Here is a 6,941-nt window from a genome sequence, read left to right as displayed (position 1 = left end):
GTTGGTGGGCTCGGGGAGCCCACCCTACGGCTGCGTCGAATTCGTAAGGTGGGCACCCTGTGCCCACCATGCGTCACGCGATTATTTACCTACGACTTTCACGATGCTCGACAGGTTCTTCGCCAGGTTCGCATCGCCACCGCGGGCCTCGAGCTTGCCGGCACCGTCGTTCCACTGCAGACGGGTCGTCGTGCCCTTGCCCTTCTCGTAATCGTACGACACGCCGTCGTCGTCATACAGGTCGAAGGACGCGTCGCGGCCCGGGTAGACCTTGACCGAAGCGATACCCTGCTTCGTCGCGGTCGACTGGATGTCGGTGCCGAACGGGACGATCGAGCCGGCCTTCACGAACACCGGGATCTGCGAGATCGGTGCGGCAACCTTGACCCACTGGCCGCCGGCGAGCTTCTCGTCGGTCCAGAAGTTGTACCAGTCGGTGCCGGCCGGCAGATAGACGTTCTTCTCCGTCTGGCCCTGCTCCGTCACCGGCGCCACCAGGAACGCCGGACCGAACATGTATTGCGTGCCGATGTTGGCGACGTTCGGGTCGTTCGGGAAGTCCATCCACAGGGCGCGCATGAACGGTGCGCCCGTGTCGTGCGTGAACTTGGCCTGGCTGTAGATGTACGGGATCAGCTGGTAGCGCAGCGTGTCGTAGCGGGCCAGGATGGTTTCCGCCTGCTTGCCGAAGGACCAGATGTCCGTGTGCTTGTGCTGGCCGTGCAGGCGCAGCGTGGGCAGGAACGTACCGTACTGGAACCAGCGGGTCAGCAGCTCCGGATAGTCGTCGTTCTGGCCGACGACGTCGCGCGCATCCGACGGATCGAGCAGCGGCGGCTTGGTGCCGTCGCTCTTGCCCGGGATGCCCTGCCAGCCGCCGATGTCGTTACCCCACAGCGCGATGCCGGAAGCCGTCATGTTCAGGCCCGTCGGGATCTGGCGCTGCAGCGCTTCCCACGTCGCGTTCACGTCCGAGGACCAGAACAGCGCGCCCGTGCGCTGCGAGCCGAGGTAGGCGGCGCGCGACAGGATCAGCACGCGCTTGTTCGGCTTCCACGTGCGCATGTTGTCGGCGAAGCCTTCCACGTGCAGCAGCGGGAACAGGTTGTGGTAACGGTCGCCCGAGCCGATCGAATAGAAGTAGCCGTCCGGGACGAGGTCCGGTTCGGTCTCGTCCAGCCACGGGTAGTCGAAGCCGTGCGACAGGATGTTGTCGCGCGATTTCTCCCAGAACCACTGGCGCGCTTTCGGATTGGTCGCGTCGATCAGGCCGCCGGTGCGGTCCGAACGGAACGGCAGGCCGTCGACGGTCTTGCCGTCCTTGTCCTTCAGCAGATAGCCCTTCGCATCCAGCTCGTTGAAGTAGCGGCCCGCCGTTTCATAGCGCGGCCAGATCGAGACGATCGACTGCATGCCCATGTCGTGCAGCTGCTTGTTCATGCCGTCCGGGTCCGGGAACTCGGCCGGGTTGATGTCCATCTGGCCCATGCGGGTCCAGTAGAACCAGTCGACGACCATCACGTCGAGCGGATATTTTTTCTGGCGATAGGTGTTCGCGACGCGCAGCACTTCCTGCTGGCTGTCGTAGCGCGCCTTCGACTGGATCAGGCCGAACGCGGCCTTCGGCGGGATCGGCGTCTTGCCGGTCAGGCGCGCGTAGCCCGAGTAGATCTCGTCGCTGGTCTTGCCGGTGATGACGAAGAACGACACGCGCTCGCCCACGTTCGACTGGAAGCTCGTGCGCCCGTGGATGCCCGCGTTGAAGCGCGTGACCGACGGGTTGTCCCACACGATGCCGTAGCCCTTCGACGACACCATGAACGGCACGCAGACGGATTCGCCGGTCGGCGCGTCGTACCAGTGCTTGCACTCGAGCGTGCGGCCGCGCAGGTCCAGGGGACCCGTCGATTCCTGGTTCTGGCCCATGCCGTAGTAATGCTCGTCGCGGGCGGCGGCAAACGACGCGCCGACCTGGTAGGTCTTTTCGCCGTTGACGGTCTGTGGCGACATCTCCCAGCCCTGCATCTCGAGGATCTGCTCGCCCTTGGCGTTCTTGACCTGCAGGCCCACCGGCGCCAGCGACGGCGCGAAGTATTTCTCCGGCTGGCTCGGCGTGCGCGCCGGCGGCGCCGCGTTCACGTGCACGGTCATGCCATTGGAGGTGAACGTGTCGCCGTCCTGGCCCGCGGCATGGCGGAACGCGCCGTTGTCCGCGTTCTTCTTCAGGATGCCGTAGCCCGGACCCTTGAGGACTTCGTCCTTGTCGACGGCGATCGTCACGTGGACGATGTTCGGGCCATACGCTTCCACCGACACCCAGGCACCGTTACGGTCCAGGGTGGTCAGCGGAGCGGCGAAGGCCGCGGGTACGATGGCAAGCGCCGATGTTAGCGCAATCAGCGTGCGGTGCAGGGTAAGTCTCATCCAGTCCTCTATCGCAGGTGGTGAATCGGGCGACGCGTTCGCAAGTGGCGGCGATGGGCCGGAGAGGCTGTCATTACGGGCCGTATGACCCGTGGCACGCGCGTGGCGGGCGGTTTCGGACGTCTCCTCGGCACATTACCTGCCGGGAGCGGCGGCGTGCGCGTTATAGTTGAACTGTTATTGTCGCTGTTAGCGGTCACATACGCAATCGCTAAAAACGCCGAAGGAAGGAAAATAATACGTTGCTATACGCTACCATCCAACAATTCGGGGTCAGAGCACATTTCGGCGTAACTTCAGGGTCAGAGCCCTTTTTGGAGCAAGGTCTTGCACGAACATATCCGCGGCGCCGACGGGGGGCGACGGCACTACATGCCGGCAAGATGGCACATCTCGTGGTTCCGTTATTACATGCCGAGATATTGATCCGAAATGTGCTCTGACCCCGAATCCAGCCCGAAATGTGCTCTGACCCCGATTTCGCTGACCCCGATTTCGCTGACCCCGATTTCGAGCGACAAAAAAGGGCCGCCCCTTGGGACGGCCCTTCGAGCGGGCGGCGCACGCAGCGCCGCGCCGCGCCGTCAGCACATCATCAGAACTTGTAGCGCGCGCCCAGCATGTAGCGCGGGCCGCCGGTCGTGACCTGCAGCACCTGCTGGTCGCTGCGGCCGTGCGTGCGCTGGGTCGAGTCGGTCAGGTTGATCGCCTCGAGCGACACGGACAGGTTCTTGTTGACGTTGTAGCCGATCGACAGGTCGGTCTGGCCGTACGGCTCGACGTACTGCGGGTTCGGCTTGCCGTTGTCGGCCACGTTCGCCAGGAACTCGCCGCGCCAGTTGTAGGCCAGGCGCACCGACCACTTGTCGTCCTCGTAGATACCGACCAGGTTGGCGGAGTTCGACAGGCCGACCAGCGCGAACTGGTTACCCGTGCCCAGGTTGTCGTACTTGAGGTCCGACTTCACGTACGTGTAGTTCGCCTGGAAGCCGAGGCCGTTGCTGAACATGTGCTGCCAGTTGACTTCCGCACCCTTCAGCGAGGCCTTCTTCTGGTTGATGTACGTCGTGATCTGGTACGGCAGCGCCGGGTCGCCCGGCACGCCCGTGATCGTGCCGGTGTAGTGCCCTTCCCCATTGATCCCCTTCGACGTCACGCCCGGCTGGCCGTTGAAGTTCTTCAGGATGTAGTCGCGCATGCAGTTCGTGTCGGTCGCCACGCAGCCCGACGCGATCGCAGCCTTCCAGTAGGCGCCGCCCACCGGCGTCAGCGCCGTCGGCGACGGCGACGTGACGACGGTCTGGCCCGCGTAGTCGGACAGGTCCTTGTGGAACAGGCCCAGCGACACCATGCTCTGCTTCGTGTAGTACCACTCGGTCGACAGGTCCAGGTTCTTCGACTTCACCGGCGTCAGCGCCGGGTTGCCGCTGCTGCCCGTCACGCCCGTCACGCCCGCCGTCGAGCTGTACGTGGTACCGCCCTGGATCTGGTCGTAGCGCGGACGGCCGATCGACACGCCGTAGCTCGCACGCACCTTCAGGTCGGAACGCACGTCCATGTCCCAGTCCACGGTCGGCAGGAAGTTGCTGTACTTGCCGTGCTGGGTCTGGAAGACCTGGTTGCCGAAGTCCACCGGCAGTTCGTTCTGCGAGATCCAGCGCACGCCGACCGGCAGCTTGGCGAGACCGGTCGACGCGACGTCGGTCTTCTCGTAGCGGAAGCCGATGCCGGTGTGCATCGGCAGCGCGGTATCCCAGTCGGTGTTGAACTGCATGTACAACGCCTTGGTCTTCTCGATCGTCGTGCGGTCGAAACTCGGGTTCGCGAGGCTCGGGGTGTAGCCGGCCTGGTCGCCCGTGACCTTGATCGCGTTGTCGCGCACCTTGGCGAAGTCGAACAGCATGAACTGGTTGTACAGGCGCGGATCGCCCGAGCCACCCAGCTTGCTGAAGTACTGGCTGATGGTGTCGGCATGCCACAGGCTCTGGTCATAGTCGACGCCCGCGTTGTTCGACGTGCCGCCCGCCCACGTGTCGCGCTGCACCTGCTGGAACACGGAATGGTTGTTGACCTTCGTGTGCGACAGGCCGAAGTTCAGGTTCGACGATTCGAACAGCTTCAGGCTGCCGCCGGCCTGGATCTGGTCGATCTTCATCTTGTTCAGGCCGTCCTGGAACCACGAACCGGACACCTGGTTCGGCGAGGCCTGGTAGTTGGCGCCGCCCGGGATGACGAGGATCGGCATCTCCTGCGTGAAGTCGACGCCGGTCGTGTTGCGGCTGAAGGTGACGGTCGCGAGGTCGTTGTTCGAACCGAACGGGCTGTCCTTCTCGGCCTTGGCCTGCGAGTGGTGCATGTCCAGCGACAGGCGCAGGGCCGGCGAGGCGCGCCACTGCGTGTTGAAGCCGATCGAGTCCAGGGTCGACTTGGTGGCGAAGTTACCGCCGTTCATCGCCAGATCCTGGTTCTTCACCTGCTCTTCATAATAGATCGGCGACGCGAGCGGACCGTTGGTCCAGCTGCTGGTCTGGGCGTTCAGCGGGTGATTGAACCAGACCGACAGTTCGTGGTACTTGGTCTGGATCTTGTTCTGCGCGTACGTGTAGTCCAGCGTGGTCGTCAGTTCCTTGACCGGGCGGAACTGGAACGTCAGCTGGCCGTTGGTACGCTGGCGCTGCGAGCCGCGCACGAAGTACGACAGGTTCTGCGGCGTCAGGTAGATGTCGGACGCCTTCGGCGGATTCGTCACGCCGGCGCCGTTCGCGGGGATCGGACCCGGGTCGTCGCTGACGGTGTTGCCCTTGTACGGGCCGAGCCAGCCGTTGGTGATGGCCGCCTGGTTCACGCCCAGGTTGCGCGACTGGTAGCTGCCGGTGACGGCGAGGCCGAACATGCCGTCGTTCCACGTGGTGCTGTACAGGCCCGAGACTTCCGGCGTGACCTTCTTGCCGGCGTCGATACCCGGCAGGTTGTTGTTCGACTTGTCGTACACACCCTTGACGCCGATGCTGGCCTGGCTGCCCAGGTCGAGCGGACGGCCGGTCATGATGTTCAGCGTGGCGCCGATGCCGCCCGGGGGCGTGTCGGCGCGTGCGCTCTTGTACACCTGGATCTGCGACACGGCTTCCGAAGCGAGGTTCGAAAAGTCGAATGCGCGGCCGGCCTGGTCGGCCAGGCTGGCGGTCGGCATCTGGCGGCCGTTCAGCAGCACGACGTTCAGGTCGGGGCCGACGCCGCGCACGGTGACGTTGGCACCCTCGCCGCGCGAACGGTCGATGGACACGCCGGAAATGCGCTGCAGCGATTCGGCGAGGTTGGTGTCGGGGAATTTGCCGATGTCGTCGGCGACGATGCCGTCGACGATACCATCGGAGTTACGCTTCAGGTTCAGCGTGGACTGCATGCTGGCGCGGATACCCTTCACGACGACGGTGTTCGTCGCGACGCCCTGCACCGGCGCGGTGACGGCCGGGTCGTTGGGCGATGCGATGCCATTGGAAGCACCATTGCTCGCGTCCTGTGCGAATGCCGGTGCGACCAGGGCGGCGCAGGCGCTCGCAACGGCGAGGCTGATCAGGCGGTGCCTGGTGTTCAGGTGGTGGGTAAAGACCCTCTTGGTGTGCAGCACTGTGTCTCCTCTCGTCTCTCGAAAAAAACGCCGCGCCCGCCGGGCGACGACGTCCGTGGTGGTGGTACTACTCCTGGCGTACCCGCTTCATGGATTGACTCTTTGGTCACTGATAGCGGACATCATTTGTTTAAGATTAAGAACAATACTTCCATTGGTCAATCGGTCGAACCAAAGTTTGCACGGTCGAGAGGCGCCCGCGCACCAGTTTGGGCGGTGGTTATTCGTGAGAATGATGTATTACGTAACGTACGTACTACCGTGTCCGATTTTTGTTCAAGAAATCGATTTCATAAAGAAATCAATCACTTCGTTCGGAACCGCTACAAAGCGCATCCCGTTATACTTTTCACCAACCGACAGCGCCGGAGTTATGATTATGCATAATGCATGACCAACAAAATTTTCCAATCTGTTGCATAATCATCACAACCCACTTGATTTTTCCCACCCATGCCCGTCACCGGTGACCAGCAACTCCTCAAGCAACTGAACCGCATGGCACTGGTTCGCCAGGTCAGCATCCAGCCTGGACTGTCGCGCGCGGCGCTGGCCGACGTGCTGGGTTTGACGAAATCCACGATCAGCCTGCTCGTGCGCGAACTGGTCGACGAAGGCTGGCTCACCGAAAGCGAACTGCTCGTGACGGGCGAAGTGGGCCGGCGCGCCACGCCCCTGCACCTGGACCCGTCGCGGCTCGCCCTGCTGGGCGCCGACCTGGGCGTGGACGAGGCCCGCGTCGTCGCGACGAACCTGCTGGGCGAAGTGCTCGACACGCGCATCCTCACGTACGAAGACCCGGCCGATCCCGCCTCGTGCATCCGCCTCGTTGCGCTCGCGCTCGTGAAACTGGCGAAGCGGCTCGCCCGCCCTGCCGGCCACGGCAAGC

3 protein-coding genes are annotated in these 6,941 nt (G+C 63.6%); 1 reads left to right on the top strand and 2 read right to left on the bottom strand.

From position 1 onward, the window contains the following. Window positions 1-81: 81 nt before the first annotated feature. Both ACEN88_RS21115 and ACEN88_RS21110 read right to left on the bottom strand, forming a co-directional pair. The gene (locus ACEN88_RS21115) at window positions 82-2,424 is read right to left on the bottom strand and encodes a TIM-barrel domain-containing protein (RefSeq protein WP_413342716.1); all 2,343 of its coding nucleotides are present in this window, start codon (window positions 2,422-2,424) and stop codon (window positions 82-84) included. Between the two features lie 595 nt (window positions 2,425-3,019). Continuing rightward, on the bottom strand, window positions 3,020-6,052 hold the full coding sequence (locus tag ACEN88_RS21110) for a TonB-dependent receptor (RefSeq protein WP_413342713.1): 3,033 nt from the start codon (window positions 6,050-6,052) through the stop codon (window positions 3,020-3,022). Between the two features lie 453 nt (window positions 6,053-6,505). On the opposite strand from ACEN88_RS21110, the gene ACEN88_RS21105 reads away from it, so the two are divergent. Further along, a partial coding sequence (locus ACEN88_RS21105) for a MarR family transcriptional regulator (RefSeq protein ID WP_413342710.1) occupies window positions 6,506-6,941 on the top strand: 436 nt, incomplete at its 3' end.

Origin of the sequence: Massilia sp. CT11-108, from assembly GCF_047302915.1 — a bacterium.
Classification (GTDB): Bacteria; Pseudomonadota; Gammaproteobacteria; order Burkholderiales; family Burkholderiaceae_D; genus Telluria; species Telluria orientalis.
This window is presented reverse-complemented; position numbering and strand designations above follow the sequence as displayed.

Coding starts and splice junctions, on each gene's coding strand:
- ACEN88_RS21115 (WP_413342716.1), bottom strand. CDS start 2,424: ATGAGACTTACCCTGCACCGCACGCTGATTGCGCTAACATCGGCGCTT.